The organism is Bifidobacterium longum subsp. infantis ATCC 15697 = JCM 1222 = DSM 20088 (genome assembly GCF_000269965.1).
In the GTDB taxonomy this organism is placed as follows: domain Bacteria; phylum Actinomycetota; class Actinomycetes; order Actinomycetales; family Bifidobacteriaceae; genus Bifidobacterium; species Bifidobacterium infantis.
The window spans coordinates 159,099-184,757 of record NC_017219.1; the positions used below are offsets into that span (position 1 = coordinate 159,099).

Annotated in this window: 22 protein-coding genes and 1 riboswitch; of the genes, 19 read left to right on the plus strand and 3 right to left on the minus strand. The window is 61.3% G+C overall.

All coding sequences use genetic code 11. From position 1 onward, the window contains the following. The first annotated feature begins 207 nt into the window (after nucleotides 1–207). Complete coding sequence (gene ilvC / locus BLIJ_RS00710; protein WP_012576586.1) at nucleotides 208–1,260, plus strand: ketol-acid reductoisomerase; 1,053 nt, start codon at nucleotides 208–210, stop codon at nucleotides 1,258–1,260. A 257-nt stretch (nucleotides 1,261–1,517) separates the two neighbouring features. Here the strand turns inward: ilvC and BLIJ_RS00715 are convergent, their stop codons facing one another. From BLIJ_RS00715 to malQ, 3 genes are all read right to left on the minus strand, one after another. Then, on the minus strand, nucleotides 1,518–3,335 hold the full coding sequence (locus BLIJ_RS00715) for a glycoside hydrolase family 13 protein (RefSeq protein ID WP_012576587.1): 1,818 nt from the start codon (nucleotides 3,333–3,335) through the stop codon (nucleotides 1,518–1,520). A gap of 159 nt (nucleotides 3,336–3,494) precedes the next feature. Continuing rightward, nucleotides 3,495–4,529 carry a LacI family DNA-binding transcriptional regulator gene (locus BLIJ_RS00720; RefSeq protein WP_012576588.1) on the minus strand — a complete coding sequence of 345 codons (1,035 nt, stop codon included), beginning with the start codon at nucleotides 4,527–4,529 and terminating at the stop codon, nucleotides 3,495–3,497. Nucleotides 4,530–4,661: 132 nt separating this feature from the next. Further along, nucleotides 4,662–6,899: a 4-alpha-glucanotransferase gene (gene malQ / locus BLIJ_RS00725; protein ID WP_012576589.1), complete on the minus strand. Its 2,238-nt coding sequence runs from the start codon at nucleotides 6,897–6,899 to the stop codon at nucleotides 4,662–4,664. Between the two features lie 363 nt (nucleotides 6,900–7,262). Here malQ and BLIJ_RS14065 point away from each other — a divergent pair, with 363 nt between their 5' ends. The 18 genes from BLIJ_RS14065 (at nucleotide 7,263) to BLIJ_RS00810 (ending at nucleotide 25,613) form a co-directional block, all read left to right on the plus strand. Continuing rightward, nucleotides 7,263–7,544: a hypothetical protein gene (locus BLIJ_RS14065; RefSeq protein WP_126386272.1), complete on the plus strand. Its 282-nt coding sequence runs from the start codon at nucleotides 7,263–7,265 to the stop codon at nucleotides 7,542–7,544. Further along, the gene (phoA, locus tag BLIJ_RS00730) at nucleotides 7,523–9,601 is read left to right on the plus strand and encodes an alkaline phosphatase (RefSeq protein ID WP_012576590.1); all 2,079 of its coding nucleotides are present in this window, start codon (nucleotides 7,523–7,525) and stop codon (nucleotides 9,599–9,601) included. The genes BLIJ_RS14065 and phoA overlap by 22 nt, the downstream gene beginning before the upstream one ends. 430 nt (nucleotides 9,602–10,031) lie before the next feature. Further along, the gene (gene dnaK, locus BLIJ_RS00735; RefSeq protein WP_012576591.1) at nucleotides 10,032–11,927 is read left to right on the plus strand and encodes a molecular chaperone DnaK; all 1,896 of its coding nucleotides are present in this window, start codon (nucleotides 10,032–10,034) and stop codon (nucleotides 11,925–11,927) included. Further along, on the plus strand, nucleotides 11,927–12,613 hold the full coding sequence (grpE, locus tag BLIJ_RS00740; RefSeq protein WP_012576592.1) for a nucleotide exchange factor GrpE: 687 nt from the start codon (nucleotides 11,927–11,929) through the stop codon (nucleotides 12,611–12,613). Before dnaK ends, grpE begins: the two co-directional genes overlap by 1 nt. Nucleotides 12,614–12,674: 61 nt before the next feature. After that, nucleotides 12,675–13,685, plus strand: a complete 1,011-nt coding sequence (locus BLIJ_RS00745; RefSeq protein ID WP_012576593.1) for a DnaJ C-terminal domain-containing protein — start codon at nucleotides 12,675–12,677, stop codon at nucleotides 13,683–13,685. 14 nt (nucleotides 13,686–13,699) lie between these two features. Then, nucleotides 13,700–14,287: a heat shock protein transcriptional repressor HspR gene (locus BLIJ_RS00750; protein ID WP_012576594.1), complete on the plus strand. Its 588-nt coding sequence runs from the start codon at nucleotides 13,700–13,702 to the stop codon at nucleotides 14,285–14,287. 130 nt (nucleotides 14,288–14,417) lie between these two features. Then, nucleotides 14,418–14,514: riboswitch (TPP riboswitch) on the plus strand. Between the two features lie 47 nt (nucleotides 14,515–14,561). Next, nucleotides 14,562–15,914 (plus strand): solute carrier family 23 protein, encoded by a 1,353-nt coding sequence (locus BLIJ_RS00755; RefSeq protein ID WP_012576595.1) that lies wholly within the window; start codon nucleotides 14,562–14,564, stop codon nucleotides 15,912–15,914. A gap of 36 nt (nucleotides 15,915–15,950) precedes the next feature. After that, nucleotides 15,951–17,072 carry a LuxE/PaaK family acyltransferase gene (locus BLIJ_RS00760; protein ID WP_012576596.1) on the plus strand — a complete coding sequence of 374 codons (1,122 nt, stop codon included), beginning with the start codon at nucleotides 15,951–15,953 and terminating at the stop codon, nucleotides 17,070–17,072. Beyond that, the gene (locus tag BLIJ_RS00765; protein ID WP_012576597.1) at nucleotides 17,059–18,558 is read left to right on the plus strand and encodes an acyl-CoA reductase; all 1,500 of its coding nucleotides are present in this window, start codon (nucleotides 17,059–17,061) and stop codon (nucleotides 18,556–18,558) included. Before BLIJ_RS00760 ends, BLIJ_RS00765 begins: the two co-directional genes overlap by 14 nt. A gap of 86 nt (nucleotides 18,559–18,644) precedes the next feature. Further along, nucleotides 18,645–19,415, plus strand: a complete 771-nt coding sequence (locus BLIJ_RS00770) for an SDR family oxidoreductase (RefSeq protein ID WP_014484503.1) — start codon at nucleotides 18,645–18,647, stop codon at nucleotides 19,413–19,415. A 112-nt stretch (nucleotides 19,416–19,527) separates the two neighbouring features. Next, entirely contained in the window at nucleotides 19,528–20,199 is a 672-nt protein-coding gene (locus tag BLIJ_RS00775) for an HAD family hydrolase (protein ID WP_012576599.1), read from the plus strand. 234 nt (nucleotides 20,200–20,433) lie between these two features. Continuing rightward, on the plus strand, nucleotides 20,434–21,159 hold the full coding sequence (locus BLIJ_RS00780; protein WP_012576600.1) for a DedA family protein: 726 nt from the start codon (nucleotides 20,434–20,436) through the stop codon (nucleotides 21,157–21,159). Nucleotides 21,160–21,512: 353 nt separating this feature from the next. Beyond that, the gene (locus BLIJ_RS00785; protein ID WP_256755787.1) at nucleotides 21,513–22,331 is read left to right on the plus strand and encodes a P-loop NTPase; all 819 of its coding nucleotides are present in this window, start codon (nucleotides 21,513–21,515) and stop codon (nucleotides 22,329–22,331) included. Nucleotides 22,332–22,335: 4 nt separating this feature from the next. Next, on the plus strand, nucleotides 22,336–23,403 hold the full coding sequence (locus BLIJ_RS00790) for a TadA family conjugal transfer-associated ATPase (protein ID WP_012576602.1): 1,068 nt from the start codon (nucleotides 22,336–22,338) through the stop codon (nucleotides 23,401–23,403). Then, nucleotides 23,403–24,059, plus strand: coding sequence for a Flp pilus assembly protein TadB (gene tadB, locus BLIJ_RS00795; RefSeq protein WP_041981577.1), 657 nt, complete (start codon nucleotides 23,403–23,405; stop codon nucleotides 24,057–24,059). The genes BLIJ_RS00790 and tadB overlap by 1 nt, the downstream gene beginning before the upstream one ends. Further along, nucleotides 24,056–24,658 (plus strand): Flp pilus assembly protein TadC, encoded by a 603-nt coding sequence (gene tadC / locus BLIJ_RS00800; protein WP_012576604.1) that lies wholly within the window; start codon nucleotides 24,056–24,058, stop codon nucleotides 24,656–24,658. The genes tadB and tadC overlap by 4 nt, the downstream gene beginning before the upstream one ends. Before the next feature lie 284 nt (nucleotides 24,659–24,942). After that, on the plus strand, nucleotides 24,943–25,230 hold the full coding sequence (locus tag BLIJ_RS00805) for a DUF4244 domain-containing protein (RefSeq protein ID WP_012576605.1): 288 nt from the start codon (nucleotides 24,943–24,945) through the stop codon (nucleotides 25,228–25,230). A gap of 5 nt (nucleotides 25,231–25,235) precedes the next feature. Further along, on the plus strand, nucleotides 25,236–25,613 hold the full coding sequence (locus BLIJ_RS00810; protein ID WP_014484507.1) for a TadE/TadG family type IV pilus assembly protein: 378 nt from the start codon (nucleotides 25,236–25,238) through the stop codon (nucleotides 25,611–25,613). Nucleotides 25,614–25,659 lie beyond the last annotated feature (46 nt).

The window sequence follows — 25,659 nt, forward strand, 5'->3', positions numbered from 1 at the left end:
TTGCTATGCGAGGGTGGTAAGTCTATTTCTCATGCTCTGGCGTGAAATAGCTCACGTTGTGGACTCTGACCGGGCTGTGGCCACGTTGTCGGTAGGATTGAACTCGGTTTGAAGGACACAATCCTCGCAACACAGGACTTATCTGCACACCGTAGATACCCCGGCGCCCGTGGCGCCACACCCCACTACTGAAAAGGAGTGCCAATAATGACAGCACAGATCTGGTATGAGAACGACGGTGATCTTTCTGTTCTCGAAGGCAAGAAGGTCGCAATCATCGGCTACGGCTCCCAGGGCCACGCCCACGCGCTGAACCTGCGCGATTCCGGTGTCGACGTGGTCGTCGGCCTGCGTCCGACCTCCAAGTCGGTCGACTTCGCCAAGGAGCAGGGCCTCGAGGTCAAGTCCGTGGCCGAGGCTTCCGCCGAGGCCGACGTGATCATGATCCTGGCCCCCGACCAGTACCAGCGCACCATCTGGGCCAACGACATCGAGCCCAACATCAAGCCGGGTGCTGCCGTCGCCTTCGCTCATGGCTTCAACATTCACTACGGCTACATCAAGCCGTCTGAGGATCACCCGGTGTTCATGGTTGCCCCGAAGGGCCCGGGTCACATCGTTCGTCGTGAGTACGCCGCTGGCCGTGGCGTGCCGGTCGTCGTGGCCGTCGAGCAGGATCCGCGTGGCGATGGTTGGGCTCTGACCCTGGCCTACGCCAAGGCCCTCGGTGCTCTGCGCGCCGGTGCCATCAAGACCACCTTCAAGGAAGAGACCGAGACCGATCTCTTCGGCGAGCAGAACGTGCTCATGGGTGGCGTGAACAAGCTCGTCGAGATGGGCTTCGAAGTCCTGACCGACGCCGGCTACCAGCCGGAGATCGCCTACTTCGAGGTCTGCCACGAGCTCAAGATGCTCGTCGATCTGATGAACGAGGGCGGCCTGAACAAGGCTCGTTGGTCCTGCTCCGACACCGCCCAGTACGGCGACTACGTCAACACCGTCATCAACGAGGACTGCCGCAAGCGCATGGAATACCACCTGCAGCGCATCCAGGACGGCTCCTTCGCCAAGGAGTTCATCGACGATCAGGATGCCGGCGCCCCGCACTTCAAGGAACTGCAGGAGAAGTACTCCAACGAGCGCATCGAGACCGTCGGCCCGAAGCTGCGCGCCATGTTCTCCTGGAACAAGGATGGCGTCAAGGATGCCGACGAGGCCAACTCCTTCACCGGCAAGATCGCCCGCGCCCAGGTTCAGTGATTGCCGCTGACTAGCGCATACCACAGGCCGCCGCTCCGATACCTTCGAAGCGGCGGCCTTTCCCATGGTCCCACCGCGTAGCCAAACCTCCACTACGTGGTGATTCTCTCATGGGGCGGTGAATCTCTCATGAGGCGGTTAAACCCTCATGGGGCGGTGTTTCAAAATGGCTTAATTCCGCGGTTTCACCAATCCTTCAAACCGCCCCATGGGGAAATTACCGCCCCATGAGAGATTTACCACCCCATGGAAGCGCCTTATTGTGTGATGATCCACGCCGAGGTGTCGGTGGGGAGTTGGCCATCGGGGGTCAGCGGGCCGGACGCCAGCACCACATCGCCCTCGGGTAGCACAACTGGGTCATCGCCGAAATTGGTGATCGATGTGAACGTGCGCCCGCCAACCGCCGCGCGGGTGTACGCCACCACATCGTCGCCCATGTCCACCTGCTCGGCCGTGGTGTCGCGTGTGGCGGTCAGCGACTCCTGGCGAATCGCCAGTGCGGCGCGATACAGCGCGAGCATCGAGTCCGGGTCGGCTTGCTCCACGTCCACCGCGTAATCCTTGAACCACAGCGGTTGCGGCAGGTGCGGGTCGGCGGCCGGCGTCACGCCCTCAGCGCGCGTAGCCGGCGAGAAGCCGAAGGAAGCGCCCGTGCCGAACTGGCCGGCGGCGCACAGCGGCACATGGTTCTCGCCGGTACCGTCATCGGCCGGAGTCGGACGGCTGAAATCGGCCAAGGCCGGCTCATCGGCGGCGGTCCACGGCAGCGGCACGCGGCAGCCGTCGCGGCCCTTGTCCATCGTGGCCTGAGCAGTGTGGAAAGCGGTCGGATCCTCCAAGTGATCCCACGGAATATCGGCCACCTCAAACAGGCCCAGCTCCTCGCCCTGATAGATATAGGCGGCGCCGGGCAGGCCGAGCTCCATCAAAGCGGCGGCGCGGGCGCGGCGAGTGCCAAGCTCGCGATCCTCGGGATAGGTAGTGCCGTTGCGCAGCAGCCAGTCGTGCGGCAGCTGGTGGTAGGGCGCGCCCTTGATCTGCGGCAGGCCGTAACGGGAGGGGCTGCGCGGCACGTCGTGATTGTTCATGACCCACGTGGTGGTGGAACCGCCGGTTTCGGCCGCCGCCTTGAGTCCGGCGGCGATGGCCTCGCGGAACTCGTCGGCATACCAGTTGGCTTGCGCGAAGTCGAAGTTGAAGGACTGGCCCAGCTCGTCCATCGAAGCGTACAGGTGCTGGTGCTCGGGCACCACCCACGCCTCGGCCACGGCAAAGCGCGGCGGGTTGTACTCGTTGAACACCTTGCGCCATTCGCGGTAGATATCGTGCACCTCGCGACGGTCGAACAGCGGGTGGCTGAAGTCATGATTCAGCACGCCGACCACGCTGTATTCGCGGCCGAGCTCTTCCAACGGCTTGGATTCGAGGTCCTTGGCCAGGCCGTGCGCCACGTCGATGCGGAAGCCGTCGGTGCCGTGGTCGGACCAGAAACGCAGGGTCTTCTTGAACTCCTCGTGGATGTCCGGATTCTTCCAGTTGACATCCGGCTGCGCCTTATCGAACAGGTGCAGATACCACTGGCCGTCGGCCACGCGCGCCCAGGCCGGGCCGCCGAAGAAGGATTGCCAGTCGTTCGGGGGCAGTTCGCCATGCTCGCCGCGGCCGTCGCGGAAGATGTAGCGATCGCGTGCGGGGGAGCCGGGCTCGGCGGCGAGGGCCTCCTGGAAGAACACGTGCTTGTCGGCGGTGTGATTGGGTACGATGTCCACGATCACCTTGATGTCGGCCTCGTGCGCGGCCTTGGCCATCGCGTCGAAGTCGTCCATGGTGCCCAGTCGCGGGTCGACGTTGCGGTAGTCGATCACGTCGTAGCCGCCGTCCGCCAGATCGGAGGGGTAGAACGGGGAGAGCCAGATGGCGTCGACGCCGAGGCTCTTCAGGTAGTCCATCTTCTCGGTGACGCCGGCGATGTCGCCGAGTCCGTCGCCGGTGACGTCCTTGAAGCTGCGCGGGTAGATCTGGTAGACGACGGCCTGCTTCCACCAGTCGTCATTGAGATTATTTGCGGTCATGCCGATTCCCTCCTGTTCCGGGTGCGTTGTGGTTGGGTTGTTCCGGTCGCGCCCGAACTGCTGTGTGAAGGCCCAACCGTTGTATTGATGATGACAACGATATCATGTGAATTACGCATGCAACAATCGATTTATCGGCGTTTTGCGGTGGTAACGTGGTCACGCCTGCGCGGGCGCTGCTGTCGCGGCAGGCGGCGTGGTGGTTTCGCGCAGTATTAGCGGAGTGTCCGGCCGTACGAATGCCGGTTCGATTGACTTGCCGGCAATGGCATCCAATACCATGTGCCCGGCAGTCGCGCCCATTGCGAACGGGTCCTGATGCAGCGTGGTCAGTCCCACGGCGGCGGACAGGGTGGAATCGTCGAAGCCGATGATGGAAATGTCCTGAGGTACCCGCCGCCCGTATTGACGCAGGCGATACAGCACGGGCGCGGCCATTTCATCATCCTCAAAACAGAAGGCGGTGATGCTGGGGGAGGCGTTCAGTACGGCGTTCAATGCCGCGTTGCTTTCGCCAAGACCGCGTTGAATGCTCAGGGGCGTTAGCTCGATCCCCGGATGGGCGGCAGCGGCATCAATGACACCCTGCAAACGAGCCTCGGTACTGTAGCGCATATTGGTTTCGGTCGGTGCGCTGCCGACGAACGCGATCTGCCGGTGGCCGAGTGCAATCAGGTGCTCGATAGCCGAACGTGTGGCGGCGTAATCATCAATGCTCACGCCTGCGTCGAACCCATCGGTGGAGGGGATGTTGATGCCGACAATCGGCACGTGCATATGCTTCAGTCGCTCCACCTCAGCCGGTTCGATGTCGAAGGAGCTGACAATCACCGCATCCGCATTGCGCCGCACGGGCAAATCCGCAAAGAAGTCGTGGCGCTCGGCGGCGTTGCGCATGGGGTAGGGCACGGTGTCGTAGCCGGAGGGGCGCAGCGCCGAGTCAAGGCCGGCGAAGATGTTCGAATTGAACCAGCTGGCGATGGTCTCGCTGGCAAGCAATGCGATACGGAACGATTGGCCGGATTTCAGGGCGGCGGCCGAGCGAGAGACTGAGTAGTCGAGCTTTTCGGCCGCGGCCATCACTCGGTCTCGAGTCTCGGGAAGCACCAGATCCGGCTTGGCGAAGGTTCGGGACACCGTGGATACGGAAACGCCGGCCTCGCGGGCCACTGCCTGAATGCTTGCCTTGGTCATATGCCGTCGCTCCTTCGCCGTCGCGAACAATCATTGTCATGACAACGATAACATGCCCATAACAAGTCGTCGTCTTCGGCTATCTCGATTACGAGGGGCTGATTTAGACCAATTTCCCATTGCCGGAATCGATCACCGCTTCTCTCGGCGCATCACGGCGGCTAGGGACTGCACGCGTGGCAGGTCGAAGACCTCGTCGGTATGCACCACGTGGCCTGAGCTGTCCGCCAGCGGCACGCGCCAGTTCGAATACTCGCTGGAAGTGCCCGGCTGATTCTGGGAACGGCATTCGCCCACGCCGTCCACCAACGCTGCCTGCAGCAGCAGCGACGGCGTATCGGTGAGCATGGCGTGCATCGCCTCCACGATCTCCTGCACATGGCCTTCCACATCATCCGCCACGGTCTGCGATATATAGCCGTTCTCCACCAGACGGTTCATCATGGCCGTGCGTTCGGCCATCGCCGAGGCGGCGAACGCCTCCACCGGCTCGCTCAGGAGATGCAGCTCCTCGCGCAGCTTGACGTGTTCGAAGTTCAGGTAGCCGGCGGTGGGTGGCAGATCGTGCGTGGTCACCGAGGCCAATGCCTGCTTGCGGTAGTCCTCGGGTGTGCGGTACGGGTCGCCGGCGTTCGGCGAATCGTCCACGCGGTTGAACCATTCCACGTCAGTGCCGAGTACGCCGTGATCTGCCAGAATGCGGCGCACGTAATCCGGCACGGTGCCCAGATCCTCGCCAACCACCATGCCTCCGGCGCGCGTGGCTTCGATGGCCAGTACTCCCAGCATCGCTTCGTGGTTGTACGTTACGTATGCGCCGTTGAGGGCGCCGAGCCCCTGCGGAATCCACCACAGGCGGAACAGGCCCAGCACATGGTCGATGCGCACCGCGCCCGCGTGCTCGTACATCGAATGCACCATCTCGCGGTACACCTGGTAGCCGGTGGCCTCCAGATAGCGTGGGCTGAACGGCGGCTGGCCCCAATCCTGGCCCTGCTGGTTATAGAAGTCCGGCGGGCAGCCGACCGTGACGCCGCCGGAGGCGAAGCGTTCCGGATTGGCCCAGGCATCCGCGCCGAGCCCGTGCACGCCCACGGCCATGTCTTGCATCAGACCCAGTGTCATGCCGTGGTCCAGCGCCTCCTGCTGCGCGGCGTTCACCTGCTCGGCAGCAATCCACTGCAGCCAACGGTTGAACTCGAACAGGTCGTGGTGCTCCTCGACGAGCTGGCGCACGGCCGGGTCGTCGATGGTCTTCTCGAAGAACCAACGGTTCTCGCCCCACGGCGCGCCCCATACCTCGAAGCACAGGCACCAGGTGGCGAAGGAATCGAGGTCTGGGCCGGCGGTGGTCTTGAAATGCTCGAATTCGAGCTCGCGCTTGTTGTTGCGGCCCGCGTCGAAGATCAGGCGCAGCGCCGGGCGTTTGGCCGCCCACGCCGCGTTGATGTCCATCGGGTTCGATTCGTCGTTGCGTGCGGCCACTGAATCATGCAGCGCATCCACCTGCGCTCGGATATCGGCCGGCAGCGTGCCGTATTCGGGGATGTCCTGCGGGCGGATGTACGTCACGTTGAGGAATCGGCGCGATTCCGGTAAATACGGCGATGGCTCAAGCGGCGGAATCGGCGCGCCGGCGTGAATCGGGTTGATGAGCATGAAGTCGGCTTTGGACTTGTCAGCCGCGTCCGCCAGCAGCAGCTTCAGATCGCCGTAATCGCCGATGCCCCACGATTCGCGAGACCGCACGGAATACATCTGCGTCATCCAGCCCCACCGCTGGTGCTCGGCGACCGCCTCCGGCACGGGAATGCGCGCGGGGGCGGCGATGATGGCCGCCTTGCCCTCTCGCCCGTCCACCGTGACGGTCAGTGTGTGGTAGCCCATCGGCAGATCGGGAGCGATGGTCAAGTCCGGCTTGCCGGAATTGAGGTGCGGCAGCAGGGCAAAGTGGCCGAACGCGGTGCCGTCCTCCAGCTCGATGGAGACGATGATGTCCGCGTCCGACGAACAGTTCAGGGTGATGCCGGTCGGTTTGCCGGTGGTGGCGACGATGGTGGAGGGGAGCAAACGTTTGCTGTTTTCCACCTCAAGTTGGGTCATGGAGCGTGCGATGGCCTCGTCGCTGGATGCGTCCACGTCGAGGGCATTGAGTACGGCGACCAAGGCCGCGTCGCTGATTTCGGTGTAGGTGCCGAGCTGGTCGATGAATGAGGTGGCAAGCCCGCAGGTTTTGGCCAGCTTGACCAGCGGACGGGTGAGTCGTTCAGCGCTTTCCGTACGCTGCGAGGCACCGGAAGCGGCGTCGTTGGTGGCGTCTGCGATGGTGCCGGTGATGGTCGCTGCGTCGTTGCCGTGCGCGTCGGTCATGATGACTCCTTGCTTGCAAATCGGGTACTGCTAGTCGTTTGCATTGCTGTTCGAGGGCCGCTCTGCGTTGAGGTTCCGGCAATCTGGCAGACCAATGTCCGAGCTGTTCTGTCTTTACCGTAACTCATATTGACAACGATTGCAATACATTCGGTGAGTTGGGCAATTAGCGGGCTATCCGAGCACGACGAACGACTGCGGGGAGAGCGTCGGGTGGCCGTCCCAGCGCCAGTCGAGGTAGAAGTCCATGTCGAATCCGGCCTGCATCGATTCGTTCGGTCGGCCAACATTCGGCGACGAACGCCGCCTCGGGGAATTCGGGGCGGATTTTCGAGAACATGTACTGCCAGGTGCGGATCGTGTATGGCTTTGCCGGTTCATGCGGCGATGATGCCTCGGCCGATTCGACGAAGAATGTTCACCCGGCGTTCTTCCGGCGGTATCCGGACGTTGGCTTGTGATGCCTACCGTGGAATCCGGAATCGAAAGATCCAAGCAATGCAGGTGCGGAACGGTTCCGCGAAGCTGGAAGGCGTGACGACGACGGACGTGGCCAAACGGGTGCGGCCGGAGGAGTGCGGGCCGGACGGCGCAGATGACACTGCATGGAAGAAGGAAGAACAATGGGCAATCACAAGGCTTTGACGAGCGCCGTAGCGGCGATCGCCTCCATTGCGACGCTCGGCGCGCTCGCCGCTCCGGCGTTTGCTGTCGATGCCGCGAACGGCACCTACAGCCCCAACGGCAAGTCGGTCGCCGAGCTCGCCAAGCACGGCGCGGCGCAGCGCATCGCCGCCATCGGCAACAAGAGCGCGAAGAACGTCGTGCTGTTCATCGGCGACGGCATGGGCGATTCGGAAATCACCATCGCCCGCGACTATCTGAAAGGCGCCAACGGCCACTTCGATGGTCTGGACGCGGTCGGTCAGCCCGGCGCGCTTGACGACGTGCAGGCGGGCACCGGTCAGTACACGACCTTCTCGCTCGGCGACGGCAGCAAGGACAGCGCCGTCGGCAAGGATGCCGCCGGCAAGCTGGTCGCCAACCCCAACCCGGGCAAGCTCACCCCCGTCACCGATTCCTCCGCGTCCGGTTCCGCATGGGCGACCGGCACCAAGACCTACAACAACGCCGTCGACGTCGACATCTACGGCAACCCGCAGCTGAATCTCTTCGAGCTGGCCAAGGCCGCCGGCAAGGCCACCGGCAACGTGTCCACCGCGGAAATCCAGGACGCCACCCCGGCCGTGCTGGAATCGCACTCCACCGAGCGTGCCTGCTACGGCCCGCAGGGCAAGACCGACGGCACTTCCAACAACGCCTCCAAACAGTGCCTCGCCAACCAGCTCAAGGAGAATGGCGGCATCGGCTCCATCTCCGAGCAGCTGCTCGACACCCGCGCCGATGTGACCATCGGCGGTGGTTCCAAGTACTTCCGCCAGACCGTGCAGGGCGGCGAATACAAGGGCAAGACCGTGTGGGAGCAGGCCAAGGACATGGGCTTCCAGACCGTTGAGAACGACCCGGCCGCGATGAACGCCCTGCAGTACAAGGATGGCCAGCCGGTGCTCGCCCTGATGAGCGACGGCAACATGCCGACCAAGTTCAACCCGTCCAAGGCCACCGCCAAGGATCCGGCCAAGGACGCCAACCCGACCGTGTGCACCCCGAATGACGCCTGGCTCGGCAACCGTGGCGCCTCGCTCAAGGACATGACCAAGAAGGCGCTCGATCTGCTCAACGCCAACCCGAACGGTCAGAAGAACGGCTTCCTCCTGCAGGTCGAAGGCGCTTCGATCGATAAGCAGGACCACGCCGCCAACGCCTGCGGCCAGATCGGCGAGACCGACGACTTCGACCAGGCCATCGCCTACGCCATCAAGAACGTGGACCTCACGAACACGCTGGTGATCGTCACCGCCGATCATGCGCACACCTCCCAGGTCCTCAACGCCCAGCCGGCCTACGCGCTGTCCACCGTGCTCAAGTCCGCCGACGGCAACAACATGGTCGTCTCCTACGGCACCGCCCAGGCAGCCTCCACCGACGCCGAAGGCGGCTACAACGGCGGCGACATGGAGCACACCGGCACCCAGCTGCGCATCGCCGCTTCCGGCCCCGGCGCCCAGCGCGTCATCGGCCTGACCGATCAGACCGACAACTTCTACACCATCGCCGGCGCCCTGGGCCTGGCCACCTCCCCCGACGAGCAGAACGCGCTCTCCAAGGATGGCACCGTGAAGGTCGCCCGCACGCAGGCCGGCAAGTACGTCGCCAATGTCGACGGGTTCAACGGCGACGCGCTGCTCAGCTACGAGCTGAAGGACAAGAACGGCGCCGTGGTGTCCAAGTCCGATTCCAGCACCCCGTTGTCCGGCGTGCGCGTCAAGCCCGCGCAGACCACTTCGATCGCGCTCGACAAGATGTCGGAAGGCGCCGAGTACACGCTCACCGTCACCGGTCGCCAGTCCGGCAAGGTCGCGACCGTCGCCATCCAGGCGCCGGCCGCCGGCTCCGCCGACAAGAAGCCGGGCGCCGACAAGAACGGCGTGATCGCTTCGGGCAAGGTGCCGAACGATTCCGCGGTCTCCGGCCCGCTGGGCGCCACCGGTACCGCCGTCATGGCCATCGCCATCGCGGCTGTGATGCTGGTTGCGATCGCGATGCTCATTAAGGCCGCGCGTAACGCCAGGAACAACTGATTCGGCCTTGGTCGACCGGTAATCCCGAGTCGTCCAGCCGCCGGAAAACCATCGCCCGCCGAGCCGATGCCCGGCGGGCGATCGTTTTCCGGCGGCTTTTGGCTGTGACGCGATACGTGCCGTGTGCCGCGCTTCGCAGAAACCTGAGTGAGAATAGCTCAAGTTTTTTGCCGAATCCGGGAATATGCACTTGCGGTTTAAAGTTGAGTGGTGTAGGCTCAAGTTTCGGAAGCACGGGAATGGGCGGTTGCGAATGCAAACCCCACAACCGAGAGGAACCGCACACGGAACCGACCGAAACCCGGGCGAAGAACGAAAGAACGAACACGTGCGAGACGGCTCGCGCACACCGCGCGTCACAACCCGAACGGGTCGTGGCGAACGGCGGCGCCGGCCGGGCAATCGCAAGTCCCACAAAGGAGCACACATTATGGCACGCGCAGTTGGTATCGATCTGGGAACCACGAATTCCTGCATCGCGACTCTCGAAGGTGGCGAACCCACCGTTATCGTCAACGCTGAAGGCGCGCGCACCACGCCGTCCGTGGTGGCCTTCTCCAAGTCCGGCGAGATCCTCGTCGGCGAAGTGGCCAAGCGTCAGGCCGTGACCAACGTTGACCGCACTATTTCTTCCGTCAAGCGCCACATGGGCACCGACTGGACCGTCGACATCGACGGCAAGAAGTGGACCCCGCAGGAGATTTCCGCGCAGATCCTGATGAAGCTGAAGAGGGACGCCGAGGCATACCTCGGCGAGCCCGTCACCGACGCCGTCATCACCTGCCCGGCATACTTCAACGATGCCCAGCGTCAGGCCACCAAGGACGCCGGCAAGATCGCCGGCCTGAACGTCCTGCGTATCATCAACGAGCCGACCGCAGCCGCTCTAGCCTACGGCCTTGAGAAGGGCAAGGAAGACGAGCGCATCCTGGTCTTCGACCTCGGCGGCGGCACCTTCGATGTCTCCCTGCTGGAGATCGGCAAGGATGACGACGGCTTCTCCACCATTCAGGTTCAGGCCACCAACGGCGACAACCACCTCGGTGGCGATGACTGGGATCAGAAGATCATCGATTGGCTGGTTTCCGAAGTCAAGAACAAGTACGGCGTCGACCTGTCCAAGGACAAGATCGCGCTGCAGCGCCTGAAGGAAGCCGCCGAGCAGGCGAAGAAGGAACTCTCCTCCTCCACCTCCACCAGCATTTCCATGCAGTACCTGGCCATGACCCCCGACGGCACCCCGGTGCACCTGGACGAGACCCTGACCCGTGCGCACTTCGAGGAAATGACCTCCGACCTGCTGGGCCGCTGCCGCACGCCGTTCAACAACGTGCTGCACGACGCCGGCATCTCCGTGAGCGACATCGACCACGTGGTGCTCGTCGGCGGTTCCACCCGTATGCCCGCCGTCAAGGATCTGGTCAAGGAGCTTACCGGCGGTAAGGAAGCGAACCAGTCCGTGAACCCGGATGAGGTCGTGGCGGTCGGCGCCGCCGTGCAGTCCGGCGTCATCAAGGGCGACCGTAAGGACGTTCTGCTTATCGACGTGACCCCGCTGTCCCTCGGTATCGAGACCAAGGGTGGCATCATGACCAAGCTCATCGATCGCAACACGGCCATCCCGACCAAGCGCTCCGAGGTCTTCTCCACCGCTGAAGACAACCAGCCGTCCGTGCTGATCCAGGTCTACCAGGGCGAGCGTGAGTTCGCACGCGACAACAAGCCGCTGGGCACCTTCGAACTGACCGGCATCGCCCCGGCGCCGCGTGGCGTCCCGCAGATCGAGGTCACCTTCGACATCGACGCCAACGGCATCGTGCACGTGTCCGCCAAGGACAAGGGCACCGGCAAGGAGCAGTCCATGACTATCACCGGTGGCTCCGGCCTGCCGAAGGACGAGATCGACCGCATGGTCAAGGAAGCCGAGGCTCACGAGGCTGAGGATAAGCAGCGCAAGGAAGACGCCGAGACCCGCAACCAGGCTGAGGCCTTCGCCTACTCCACCGAGAAGCTCGTCAACGACAACAAGGACAAGCTCTCCGACGACATCGTCAAGGAAGTCACCGACAAGGTCAACGCTCTGAAGGAAGCCCTGAAGGGTGACGACACCGAGAAGGTCAAGACTGCTCAGACTGAGCTGATGACCGCCGCTCAGAAGATCGGCCAGGTCCTCTACGCCCAGCAGGGTGCCGAGGGTGCCGCGGCTGGTGCCGGTGCGGCTGGCGCTGCCGGCGCTGGCGCTTCCGCTGGCTCCGCCTCCGGTTCCGACGACGACACCGTCGAGGCCGAGGTCGTGGACGACGATGACGACAAGGACAACAAGTGATGTCCGAGTTCAACAAGGACGACTACCTGAACGACCTGCCGGATCCCTCAGATGCTGAGGCTGCCGGCCAGGCCGCTCAGGCCTCTTCAGGGGCTGACGCCTCCGCCGAGTCCGACTCTGCGCAGGATTCGGCTGCCCAGGCTCCTTCCAATGAAGGAGCCGACGCGGCTCCTGCCGCAGCTGAGGGAGAGAAGTCGGATGCCGGAGAGAAGACTGGCGAAGGCCAGTCCGATTCCGAAGACACCCTCACCCCCCTCAGCAAGGCCAAGAAGGAAGCCGCAGACTACCTCGAAGCCCTGCAACGCGAACGTGCGGAGTTCATCAACTACCGCAATCGCACGCAGAAGGAGCAGGAGCGCTTCCGCCAGCACGGCATCATCGACGTGCTGACCGCGCTGCTGCCCGCCCTCGACGATATCGACCGCATTCGCGAACACAGCGAGATGGACGACTCGTTCAAGGCCGTTGCCACCAAGATCGACAAAGCCTTCGAGAAGTTCGGCGTCGAGAAGTTCGGCGAAAAGGGCGAGGACTTCGACCCCACCAAGCATGACGCGATCCTGCACAAGCCGGACGCGAATGCCGACAAGGAAACGGTTGACACCGTGGTTGAGGCCGGCTACCGCATCGGCGACCGCGTAATCCGCGCCGCCCGTGTGGTCGTGGCCTCCCCGCAAGACCGATGACATGTTGGCTCCCCTCGATGAGGGGAGCCAACGCGAAGAACGTATACGAAAGGAGACATGAATGGCTGAAAACGAATGGCTCAGCAAAGACTTCTACAAAGTCCTTGGTGTCTCCAAGGACGCTTCGGACGACGACATCAAGAAGGCGTACCGCAAGCTCGCCCGCAAATACCATCCTGACGTCAACAAGACCAAGGAAGCCGAGGAGAAGTTCAAGGACATCTCCGAAGCCTATGACGTGCTGAGCAAGAAGGAAGATCGCCAGAAGTACGACGCGATTCGTCAGTTCGGCATGGGCGGCGCCCGCTTCGCCGGCGGTTCCGGCGCCGGCGGCTTCGATGCTTCCGGTTTCTCCGACATCTTCGGTTCCATGTTCGGCCAGGGTGCCGGCGGCAATGGCTCGCGCATCCGCTTCTCCACTTCGGGCGGCGGCCCCAACAACATCAACGACATCTTCTCGATGTTCGGCGGTGCTGCAGGCCAAGGCGGCTACAGCCAGCAGGCGTACGGCAATGCCGGCGGCTATGGCTATGAGGAGGCCCCGCGCCCCGAAAACGGCGAGGACCGCAACTCCAAGATCAGCCTGACCCTGCGTCAGGCGGTCAAGGGCGCTACCGTGTCCCTGTCCGTGGACGGCAAGAAGTTCAAGGCCCACGTGCCTGCGGGCGTCAAGGACGGCCAGAAAATCAAGCTTGCCGGCAAGGGCAAGCCGGGCATCAATGGCGGCAAGGCAGGTGACCTGTACCTGCACGTCACCGTCAAGCCCGATGCCGCGTTCTCGATGCGCGGCCACGACATCGTCATGGACCTGCCCGTCACCGTGGGCCAGGCCGTGGCCGGTGGCAAGGTCGAGACCAAGGACATCGACGGCAATCCCGTCACCTTCAAGGTGCCGGCCGGTTCCAGCTCCGGCGCGGAGGTCAAGCTCGCGGGACTCGGTGTCCAGCGCGGCAACCAGCCGGGCGACCTGATCGGCCGCGTGCAGATCATGGTCCCCGCCAAGCCGGGTCTGGCGGTCAAGCACGCCGCCAAAGAATTCGACGAAAAAGCCGGCGACTATCTCAGCCTGTAATCAGGAGGTGAACAATGGCGCGGTTAGCCAACCAAATGAAGCAGTTGTACGCAATGTGCGCAACCGCGCTGGTGATGGGCAGGGCCGATCTCGACGGAGCCGATGATGTCGGCTTCGATATCGAACTGCCCATCTTCACCGTCGGCCAGGCCGCCGAACTGGCCAACATCCACCCCCAGACCCTTCGCCAGTACGACCGGCTGGGTCTGGTCCGTCCGCAGCGCACCGATGGCGGCGCACGCCGCTACTGCCTGCGCGACATTGCCCGCCTGACCCGAGCTCAGCGCCTAAGTCAGGATGAGGGCATCAATCTTTCCGGTATCGCGCGCATCCTCGAGCTCGAAGAAGAGAATCGACAGTTGCGCCGTGAAGTCAAGCGCATGCAAACCGGCGACCAGGAAAGCGTCTTCGCCGCTGGCCGAGACGGCAACATCGTGGAGGTGCAACGCTCCAACCGCGCCCGCCTCTGGCGCAACGCCATCCGCCGCGAAACCCGCGAACTGCCCGGTCGCGATACCGCCGCCGATACCGCTGCCTGCACCACCGGCGACTCCAACTTCACTCCCGCCGGCTCCAAGTCCATGGTCCTGTGGGGTTGGTGAGTCTGGCCGCATTGCTTCGATTCCTTCTCCATTCGTAAAACTGTTTGTTATCTCACATCGGGCAGCTGCCGAAAAGAGCACGAATTTTCTTGACGGAGATGTCAAGGTTTGTTACGGTGACGTGCGAAAACCGATTCGTAAGGGGTGCTTTAGGCTGAGACGGTATGTACCGAACCCTTCGAACCTGTGAGCTAACACTCGCGTAGGGAATACGACGGTTGAACTCCTCTGTTCGGCTCGGCATCCCATATGCGCGTTGAGAGAGAGGAAGCGTATGTCAATACGCAAGGAGCTGACCGCCCAGAACGTACTGCTGGGTTTCCAGCATGTGTTCGTTTCCAATGTTTGGCTTGATCCGGTATTCGTGGCCGGAGCAATCGGCTTACCTATTGCCCTGTCGTCGAACATGATTAACGCCATCTTCATCGTCTCCGGCCTGGTTACTCTGATCCAGGCCACTCGGCTGGTTCGCCTGCCGGTGGTGCAGGGGCCGTCAGCCGCGTTTGACGCGTTGATGATCGCGGCAGGTACGGCTGGCATGCTGGGGGCGGCGAGTTCGTCCATTCTCATCGCTTCGCTTGTGTTCCTGTTGCTGTGCCTGACCGGTGTGATAGAGCGGATGAGGTTCCTGTTCTCTCCGATGATCTCGGGCGTGGTCATCTTTATGGTCGGTGTTTCGCTGTCCGGATTCACGCTGAGCGAGTTTCTTGGTGGGGCTCCCGGCGACAAAACGTTTGCCGATCCGCACATCCTGACCGTGTCGATCCTGACCACGGCGATTGTGCTTGTCCTGTCGCTGCTCGGCAAGGGTCTGCTTAAGTCGTTCTCATTCCTCATCGCGCTTGTCGTCGGCACCGTGGTCGCCGCGGCGTTTGGCATGGTGGACTTCTCTCCTGTGGCTTCCAAGGGATGGTTGGGCCTGCCGACCTTCATGCCTTACGGGCCGTTTACGTTTGACTGGAAGATCTTCATTCCGTTCTTCATCGCCTATATGGTTGCCGTCATGGAGGCTCTCGGCGTCTATCAGGCGGCTTCCGAGATTCAAGGCACGACCCTCGAACGCAAGCAGGTGCGCTACGGCCTCGCCGGCGAGGCGGCAGGTTCGGCCATTTCCTCGTTGATTGGTGGATTCACCACCACCGCATACCCGCAAAATGTCGGCCTGCTCAACCTGACCGGCGAAGGCAAGCTGCGCACGCGCACGCCTGTGATCATCGCCGCCATCCTGTTGCTGATTCTGGGCTTCGTGCCAAAGGCAGGCGCGCTGCTGTCCGTCATTCCCTCGGCAGTCGTCGGAGGCATCTTCCTGCCGGCTGCGGCCAGCCTGATCGTGACCGGTCTGCGAGCCTTGCGCAAGGTCGCTGATGACGAGCGCCGTCAAACGGTCATCGGCATGTCTCTGCTGCTCGGCATCGCCCTGCCCAAGGCGCTCTCCGGCCTGACCGGCGGCGCAAGCGTGTTCTTTGGCAACAACATCATGGTCGGTGTATTCAGCGCCATCATTCTCAATGCGCTGTTCATCGCTCTTCCGGATTTGGTGGCGAAGCATCGTGCGCCGGCGTCCATGGATGTTCCAGCAGCCGATTCGGCGGATGGGACTGGCGCCGCGGCGCACGATGAACGATAATGCTGGTTGATATTGGATATTGACAGGAGCGATGCAATGACTGATGTGATGGATGACGCGCGTCGTATCAAGCGCGGGATTCTGGATTTTATCCATACCTATGGCTGTGAGCAGGCCCCGGAAGAGGCGTTTGGTGCGTTGGCGCGCGACGTGTTCATCTATCAGTACACGTATGATCTGCCGTACCGTCGTTACTGCGCGGCTAAACGCGTCACCCCCGCAACGCTCAAGGATTGGCGGGAGATTCCGCCGATGCCGGTGGACGGGTTCAAGCACCTTGACCTTTCGACCATACCGACCGAGCAGTGCAAAGCCGTATTCATGACGAGCGGAACCACGCATGGCGGCAAGATGCGTGGGCGCAACTTCCACCCTGATCTTGAGGTGTGGGATGAATCGATGATTGTGCCGTTCCGTCATTTCATCATGCCGGATCGAGAGCGTATCCGCATCGCCGTGATTTCGCCGGCGTGGGACATGAACCAGAATTCCTCACTGTCGCGGTATCTCACCAAGGCCGTGGAACTCTGTGGCAGCGAAGGCAGCGGCGTGTTCTTCGATGAACATGGACTCAAATTCGATGGCATCATCGATTTCCTCAATCGTGCGGTGTCCGACGGCAAACCGGTGATGCTGATGGGTGTCTCGTCATCCTACCTGTATCTGCTCGATTACCTGCATGAGCATGATCTGACGTTCGCGCTGGCCCCCGATAGCCGCTTGTTCGACACTGGCGGCTTCAAGAGCACCAAGCGCGACATCACCGAAGGCCAGATGCTTGACGAACTGGAACAGACACTGGGGGTGCCGCGCCACCACTGCGTCAACATGTATGGCATGACCGAGTTGAGCTCGCAGATCTATGACCAAAATATTCTGTCGTGGTATACGGATGGCACCGGCAACTATCTCAAGGCGAACCCCGCCTGGGTGCGCACGGTCTTCCTTGATCCGGAGACGCTGACTCCCGTCAAGGATGGTGAGACCGGTGTGATAGCCCATTACGACCTTGCCAATTGGAATTCATGCATCGGTATTCTGACCGAGGATCTTGGCTACCGGACTCCGGGCGGATTCCTGCTGCAGGGCCGGGCGAAGGGAGCCGAGGCCCGTGGTTGCTCAATCGCGGTAGACGAGGTCATCAGTGCCAACCGCTGACGAATCTGTGAGTCAGGCCATTGATGTCTTCCACCTGCCCTCGGGAGCGGATGTTTCGGATTACGAAATCTATGATGTCGCCACATCGGATGGGGTGAAGCGTTTGCGCTATCCGCGACTGGATGGCCCAAAGGTGACTTCCCTTGCCAAGCAGCTTGCCGATGTTCGCAACCGCACGCTTGCCGCGATGAGTGTCAACGATATTCTCGACATCGTGGCCGACGCGGCCCAACTATGGGCCGATCCGGATTTTGAGCTGCGGCGCCAAGCTGAACTGCTGATTCCCGCAATCACCGGATATGAGCCTGACATGGTGCGGATTGAGCTCAAACGGTATATGCGCCAGTTCAGGCGTCGTGAACTGCTCCGTTTCCTGGACTCCGAAATCGGTCAGCCGTCTATGCTCGACGAATTCCGGCCGAACAAGGCGGGGGGATACTCTAAATATGTGGGCCCGGCGCTCACCTATCAGGTGTTCTCCAGCAATGTGCCGGGGATTCCCGTGTGGAGCATGGCGATGACCCTGCTGGTCAAAGGCGCGATTCTTGGCAAATCTTCATTTTCCGAGCCGGTGATGCCTGCGTTCTTTGCTCGCAGCATTGCGATGGTCAATTCCGACCTCGCTGATGCCATTGCGGTGGTTCCATGGAAGGGCGGCTCGCAGCAGCTCGAGGATTCAGCCATCGATGTGGCCGATGCCGTGATTGTTTACGGTTCTTCGCAGACTACCAAATTGATTGCGGGCAAAGTCGCCGGATCCAAGCCCTGTCTAGGTTACGGAGCAAAAGTCGGGTTGGCGTTCATTGGCCGAGAGGCTTTGCGCCCTGATACCTATGCCGATACCGTGCATCGTGTGGCTGTTGACATCGCCACATATGACCAGCAAAGCTGCCTGGCTCCGCAGACCGTGTTCGTGGAGACTGATGGAGCCCTCACCGCTCGTGAAGTGGCTCAGCTGCTCGGTGGCGAGCTTGAGAATCAGCAGCGCAAATATCCGCGCTCCGTATTGAGTGACGCCGAGAACGTGGCCATTCAGCGGGCGCGCGCCGACGCTGAGATGAGAGCTTTGATGGGCGGGAAGGCCGCGGTGTTCGCCAGTGGCCATAGCACGGCATGGTCGGTGCTGTATCGAGAACTTGACGGTAGCGGTGCCGACGAGGATGTTGCTTCGCTGATGTCGCCGTTGAACCGCACCGTCAACGTGGTGGCGGTGCCAGATTTGTTGGACGCTGCCAGAGGATTGACTTCCTGCCGTGGCTGGCTGCAGAGCTGCGGTGTCGCTGTGGATTCGACCAGACTGTTTGGTCTTGCAGATACATTGGCCGAGGTCGGTGTGAATCGCATCTGTCCGCTCGGTGAGATGGATCGGGCGAAATCCGGCTGGCATCATGATGGGGGCTTCAATCTCATCGATCTGTTGCGCGCGGTGGATGTCGAACGCGGCAGCGACGCGTACGGCGATTCGTTCGATATGGATATGGAATAGGCCTGTGCTGTTGCGGGCAGCAGGGGCTGGTAGCGGGGTGAAAGGCAAGGGTAATGACAGAGCAAAGCGATATGGCACGGCGTCCAATGGTGAATCTGGATGGCAGAACAGCGATCATCACCGGTTCCGGCAAGGGCATAGGAGCGGCCGTGGCGAAATGCCTGGCATCGCACGGAGCCGCTGTCGTCGTCAATTACGTACATGACGCCGCCAGCGCGCAGCGCACTGTTGAAGACATCCACTCGCTGGGAGGCTTGGCTATAGCTGTACAGGCGGATGTTTGCGATGAATCGCAATCTTCCAAGCTGGTGGGTGCCGCTGTCGACTCATTCGGCGGCGTGGACATCTTAGTGAATAATGCTTTCGGACACTTCTCCTTTGACCCGCGTCGCCGTTCCACTTTTGCTGGAGGCGATTGGGATGAGTTTAGCGCACAGATCGAGGGATGCCTGCATGGTGCATATCTGATGTGCTCACATGTGGTGCCGCTGATGCGAGCCCAGACCTCCGGGCGTATCATCAACATCTCCAGCAATCTGGTCGATTCGCCCATCGTGCCCTACCATTCGTATATCACTGCCAAAGGCGGCTTGGTCGGCATGACCCGTTCTCTGGCCCAGGAGCTGGGCGGCTTCGGCATTACCGTTAATGCCATTGCCGCAGGTTTGACGGCCGGAACCGCATCCAGCGCAGCCACCACCGAGGATGTTCGTGAACGAATCATTGCCATGACGCCTCTTGGCCGCCTTGCCCGTCCCGATGACATCGCCGGAGGGGTCGCGTTGTTGGCGTCCGACATGGCCGGCTTCATTACCGGGCAATGTCTGCACGTCGATGGTGGTTTGACCATGCGCTGAGGCGCAGGGGCGGTGTGCTGACGCGCTATGGTTGTCGCATCCGGTTGGTGCAATGGAATGCAGCAAGAGTAAAGGCGACAATTGGCGTGCGGGCATGCGAACGGAGGTAACCATGTTGCTCAAGGCCGTGTTTTGGGATTTGGATGGAACGCTTATCGATTCGGAACCGCTTTGGCATGACGGCGAAATCGAAATCGCGCACAACAATGGCGGCGAGTGGAACGAGGACCTCGGTTGGGCGTGCTCCGGTACTCCGGTGACTCACGTGGCAGAGGTCATGATTGCGCATGGCTGCACATTGAGCGTTCCCGAAATCGACAAGCAGCTCAAGGATTATGTGTTCAAGGCGGAGGTCGAACGTCTGCCGTGGATTCCTGGTGTGCAAGACGTGTTGCGCTCGCTCAATGAGGCCGGCATCCCATCCATGCTGGTCACTACTTCGCCGCGCCGTATGGCGGAGAACATCATGAAGCAGTCCGAGGGACTGTTCGCCGGCTACGTCTGTGGCGACGATCCGTACGAGCACAAGCCGAACCCCGCGCCCTACCTGGCCGCAGCCGACAAGCTTGGCATCGCCCGTGAAGACATGGCCAAGTGCGTGGTGCTCGAGGATTCTTCGGTTGGACTTCAGGCCGGTGCGGCATCGGGCGCGACTCTGATTGCGCAGACCGGCTGGATTCGCACGGATACTTCCGGCCTGGGCCAGTTCGCGTCCATCGAATCGTATGACGGTATCGATGCGGCCGCGCTGGATGGTTTCGTGCGCCAGCGTCTTGGTGAGTAATTGATTACATCACCGCGCATGCAGTTCTCCTCATGAGCGGTGGAATGTGTTGACGATATACCAGCGAAGCACGCCATATTTGTAAAGAAGATGGCAGTAATGGCTGCTATGAGGTTCCGGTGGCCCCCTCTTGTATCGGGGCGACTGGTAGAGTGGTTGACGGTTTTCAGACGAATGTCTGGTTATTGGACAGATTGTTCACACATATAGACGTATAGGACTCATAGGAATCACATGGGCTTCGTTAATTTCATCCTCGAACTGCTGAAGGATCCGCGTGCCGCGATTGCCGGTTGGATTGCCATGGGCGTGGCGCCGACCCTCGGATTCATCTTCCTCATCGTATTCATCGAAACGGGCGTGGTGTTCTTCCCGTTCCTGCCCGGTGATTCGCTGTTGTTCGCGGCCGGCGTGTTCGCAGCCCCGGATGCTGCGACCGGCAAGGCCGCGCTGCCGTTGTTCTGGTTGCTGCCGGTGGTTTGGTGCGCGCCGATTATCGGCGACCAGTGCAACTACTTCATCGGTCATTTCTTTGGCCGCCGTATCATCCAGTCCGGCAAGGTGAAGGCCTTGACCCCGGAGCGTTTGGCCAAAACCGAGCACATGATTGAGAAGTGGGGCCCGCTGGCTGTGTTCCTGGGCCGCTTCTTCCCGTTCATTCGTACGTTCATGCCGTTCATTTCCGGTATTTCCGGTATGCGTTGGAGCCGTTTCACGCCGTTCTCAGTGCTCGGTGGCCTGTGCTGGTCCACGCTGTTCACGTTGCTGGGCTACTTCTTCGGCAACATTCCGGCCGTGCAGGATCACTTCGAGCTGGTGATCGTGCTGATTCTGCTGGTCTCGCTCGCCCCGACCATCATCGGTCTGTTCAAGGCCAAGTTCGGCAAGAAGAAGCCGGCCAAGGTGACCGATGCTCAGCTGGACGTCATGGAAGACGGCATCAAGAACCTCGATAAGTGATCAAGAAATGTAGATTACCGCATAAGGAATCGTCGTGAAAAATGAAGGCCCTGACCGTGCATATGAGGTCAGGGCCTTTTGCATGAGATGGGCGTGAAACAGCACCGTGGTTATCCACATTTGTCGTGGACGACATGCCGGGGTGTGGATAACTCGGCAAGCTAGAACCACAATGGTCGATTCGTGTTGAGCATTGAACTCGGACACGTTTCAATCGGCTTATGAATAGCAATACCTCACCCCGCGTGGCGCGTAGGATCACCTCGCCAGCGGTAGCACCTCCGGGCATTCCGCTGCCCACGGACGATGCGCCGATTCCAGCGCATCGCTACTACACTCCGCCGCCCAGGCCGTTGGCTTCATGCGAACGGCAGAGATCGGGCGAGGCTCCGGCACTCGCCCTAACTACAGACACCAGCTTTCATAACATTGTGACGATGACGTCAGGCCATGGAGGCGTGGGGTTGAGTGTCATGGCTTCCATGCTTGCATGGACATTGGCGAGACGTGAACACAGCTGCGTTCTCATAGACGCTGATTTCGTGGCCGGATGCCTTGATCTGCTACTTGGTGTAGAACGAGAGCCGGGCTTACGGTTCAGCCAAGTCGACGCGCCCCTCGGCCGTATCGAGGGTGAGGCGATGAACCATGAGCTGATGACGTGGGAGGGTGTGCGAGTACTTCCCTACGATCCTTGGAGCGCGCGCCAGCCTGACTGGTGGGAAGTTCAAGCGGCCATCCGGGCTTTGGCGGAAGCGAACGACGTCGTCATCGTGGACGCCGGGCAAGGGGGACTCATTGAGACCGTGCCCGATTTACGCAGTGGCATGCAGGTGATTGCCGCGGAATTGTCGGTAATGGGATTGGCTAGGGCCAAAGCGCACCGGTCCAGACTGGATTCTTGGGGCTGTGAAGCGCCACATATCGTCGGCGTGGAACCACGTGGCGCTCCACGTGGGAGAGGGCACGTGGGTATTGGCGAGGCGCAGGACTACTTGACTGCCACGGTATTGGGTCCTGTCAAGCCAAGTGTCAATCTGTGCGGAGACGTACTGGAAGGCCTCGGCATCAGATCGGTGACCAAAGGCAGTCGCAAAGCCATGAACTTGCTTGCCGATCTCGTAGAACAGGCCATTCGCTCGGTTTCGGGAACTTCTCACAAGGACCAGTGATGCTATGGCTGCCGTAATCACTCGGGCTGATGAGCCCGGCGCAGTGCCCAGAACTGTGTTCTTCGGTCTATTGAATGATGTGGCATCCGACCCGCAGGTTACCGATTTGGCGGTGACCTGCGATGGCCGCGTTTGGGCGGACCGCGGCAATGGCATGCGCGAAACAGTATTGCATGTGCCGTTCCGCTCGCCGCAAGTAGTTCGAGAATACGCCGTCCAACTGTGCGCGCAGCTTGGGCGCAGACTGGATGATGCCTGCCCGATAGCGGACGCCGCCAGTCCAGATGGCATCCGCGTGCATGCGGTGATTGCCCCATTGGTGCCACAAGGTGCCGCGATTTCCATACGATTCCCTGACCGAACCATGGCATCGCTACAGCACCTGAGCAAATTAGGCGTATTCCCGGCTGCTTGGCTGCTGACGTTCGTGGGATTGGTGCGCAAACATGCCACAGTGCTAATTACGGGCGGAACAGGCGTGGGCAAGACCACCTTGCTCAAGGCGCTGCTGGCGCAATGCGACGTGAACGAGCGCATCGTCACCGTAGAGGAAGTTCGTGAACTGGGGGAACTGGGACGCGGCGATCATGTCTCGTTGGTAACACGCGAGGCGAATGTGGAGGGCGTCGGAGCCATAAGCCTGGCGGACTTGGTCAAAGCGACATTGCGAATGCGCCCCGACCGCGTGGTGCTGGGCGAATGCCGTGGTGCGGAAATCGTTGACCTACTGCGCGCGTTCAATTCCGGTCACCACGGCGGCATGACCACCGTGCATGCGGACGGCGTGGACCGAGTGCCGTCCAGGTTGATTTCGCTTGGATTGCTTGCCGGAGTCAGTCCACAGGCGTTGGCCATGCTGGCGGCAGGTGCTTTCGACGCGGTGGTGCATTTGGAGCGAGTGAACGGACAGCGGCGTATCACGCAGATCGGCGAACTGCGCGTAGCACATGGTGAACTGGCAGGAACACCGCTGGCGGTATGGAATGGCCGCCATCCTCCTCGGTATGCCGCCGAATGGGGGCACTTCATTGAACGATGGGGCATCGTTCCCGGGCCGAATGGTGGTGGGTGATGATGTGGTGTGCTGTTCTGGCGGCGCTCGCGGTGCTGATATGGCCGGGGAAGAAGTCCGGAAGATTGCGCCAGCTGGCTGGTAAAGAGCGCACGGTCGATTCCGCAGCCATAAACGAACCTCGATATGCCGACTCACCTCGCGTGGGCGTTGCACAGGTGATTACGTCCGCCATCGCGCGATTGCGAGGTGGCGGCACATTGGTTGAAGCATTCGAGGAACAATCCAGCAGACGCTTCGCCACTCATCGCATTACTGTGGAACGGCTCATAGCGATGTTCGAACAGCGGCGTCTGCCCGACGAATCACCAGCGCAGGTACTTGAAGCTGCACGCGGGGTCACCGCCGCAGCGGTTTTGAGCGATGAGCTCGGTTGCCAAGTGGTGCCATGTCTGGAAGCGGTATTGACGGCTTACCGGCAGATGAGGCTGATGCAGAACCTGCGATCGCAAGCATGTGCCGTGCCTAAAGCCACTGTGGGGCTGCTGAGCGCGCTTCCGGCCGTCACTGTGGCATTGGGCGAGCTTCTGGGAGCTGGACCATTGGCGTTCTTGATTGGATCGCCGCGCGGTGTGGTCTGCCTGACATTGGGAGGATGTTGTTATGCTGCCGGCTTGGCATGGATGCGGGCATTGTTGAAAGGCAGCGGATTATGAGTACGGTGTGGGTACGCGCCGCGGCAGGCTGTGCGGCGATTGCTAGTTGGCTGTATAAGGTTCCGGTTCGTCATGACAGCCGCTTGCCGTGTGAGGAGCCGGCTGCAGCGCATGATTGCGGGTCGTCATGGACCATACTCATATTGCGCATGTTGCAGGTGTCATTGCGGCAAGGCTCTTCGATTCCCCGGGCGCTTGACATGGTGGGCAAAGCCGTCGGCGACGACTGCGGTGCTCGCATGAGCGAGGTCGGGAGCTCCCTGACCAGAGGGGTTCCCTGGGCTGATGCGTGGCATGCCGCTATGGCTGTTCAGCATGAGGGTGCGCCAGCTGATAGTCCATCCGGGGAAGATACGAATACCACGCAACGAGATCTTGGCCTGCTGCAATCGGCTTTGGAATCGTCATGGACGCATGGCGATATGCCTGGCGTGCGCCTCGAATCCGCCATTGAACAGCTGGACCGTGACGAGCGTGCTGCCATCGAACGGAATGCCGCGAAGCTGTCGGTAAAGCTACTGATGCCTACAGGGCTATGTTTTCTGCCGGCATTCGTGCTGGTAGGAGTCATTCCGGCGATTGCGTCCTTCATGATGTGAATGTAGGCGTGAACCGAGTGCGCTTGGGCTGAATTTTGTTGTATCGCTCGGTATTGCACTTGGCTGCGTTTGGTTATCCACATTTGTGGTGGACGACACGTCGGGGTGTGGATAACTCGGCAAGCTAGAGCCACATCCCCCGTTTTTCCTGGTGCATGAAGCGTTGATAGTCCACAGTGGTATGCACCCCGCGTCAACCCGGCGCGGGGGCCAACCACTCACACACGCATGGGGAAGGTGCGAAGCCACTGCGCAGCTACCCCTCCTTACCGAAAGGAACGCCAATGAATACCCCTATCCCCGTCATCGTCGACGGGCAGGCCGGCATCTTCGCACACAGCAAGGCTCGTGTGGCCACGCTGAACGCCAAGGCAAAAGAACGGCTATGCCTCATGGACGCACGCTTCCGCACCCTCATGGCTGAGCCCGAAGAAGGCGCAGCCACTGCGGAATACGCAGTCGTGCTCGTTGCGGCTACAGGCTTTGCGGCAGTGCTGGTCGCCATCCTGAAATCGGACGCCATCAAGACGTTGCTGACCAACATCATCAAACAGGCTCTGAAAGTCGGGTGACAGCCATGAAGACCATGACATGCCGATGGCGGCTCGCCAGACTGCCGCCAGACCTATGCACAGGATCGGCCACCGCCGAATTCGCGATCGTATTGCCCAGCGTTATCGCCATCGCCGGGCTGATACTGGCAATAGGACGTGTGGTCATCGTTTCCATGGACTGCCAAAGTGCCGCGGCAGCGGCTGCACGCGAGTTTGTGGTTACCGGTGACGAATCATCCGCGCGCAGCATAGCTGCGGACGTTGCCGGGGGAGATCCCCGCGTCAGCATTGCCCACAACGGCCAATCGACGAGCGTGATGGTCGAATGTTCGGTACTGCCCGGTCCACTGGATGTCACTCCAACGCGGGTTACCGGCAACGCTACGGCGATAAGCCAATAACTGGTCGGCTGCTGGCTGGGCGGCCGCAATAGAAAGGAATTGCGGT